Below are 671 nucleotides of genomic sequence, written 5' to 3' on the forward strand. Positions count from 1 at the left end.
AAGCGGGATCGTCGCAATCGACAGCAACGCGAGTCGCCAATCCACCACAAACGCATACATCAACAAGGCGAGCGGGGATACGATCGCGTTCAGTTTCTCAATCGGCCCGTGCGCAATCACTGTGTGCACCGTGGCCGTATCATCCTGAATGGTCTTGCGGATCTTTCCCTCACCCTCGCGGGTAAACCACGACAGCGGAGCAGTCGACATGCGGGCGGCAATCTGGCGGCGCATTTGATTACGCAACGACAGGTCAATAAAATGCGTCACGCCCAATGCAACAAAATATAAGGTCAACCGGGCCATGTATGCGCTGACGAGGAGCATCACGATCCAGTTCACCCGCGCCGGGTCCATCTGGTCTTGCATAAGTTCTCTGCCAAGCTCCACCAGAGCCACATACGGGGCAATAGCCAACACACCAGAGAGAAAAGCCAAAACCTGCGCGACGAACAGCTTGCCTTTCACCGGCTGCGATAGCTGACGAATCGCGTTCTGGCCAGCGACAGATTTTTCCTTCGCCGACCCATACTCGCCTTCAACAACCTGATCCATTACAATATCGTCCACGCAAACACCATCCTTATTAGATAAGGGTAACCTTACTTTATTTCTGGGAGGTGTACCTAACCGTGCACGTCAACTGATATGAGCATCACCCTTTCAGGGCA

1 protein-coding gene is annotated in these 671 nt (G+C 53.7%); it reads right to left on the bottom strand.

Annotation, left to right across the window (positions count from 1 at the left end; translation table 11 throughout):
* Positions 1–570 (bottom strand): ABC transporter transmembrane domain-containing protein (locus tag QP415_RS10715; protein ID WP_285100032.1); only part of this gene is annotated, 570 nt, incomplete at its 3' end.
* Positions 571–671 lie beyond the last annotated feature (101 nt).

It is taken from the genome of Pauljensenia sp. UMB3104, from assembly GCF_030217285.1.
Classification (GTDB): domain Bacteria; phylum Actinomycetota; class Actinomycetes; order Actinomycetales; family Actinomycetaceae; genus Pauljensenia.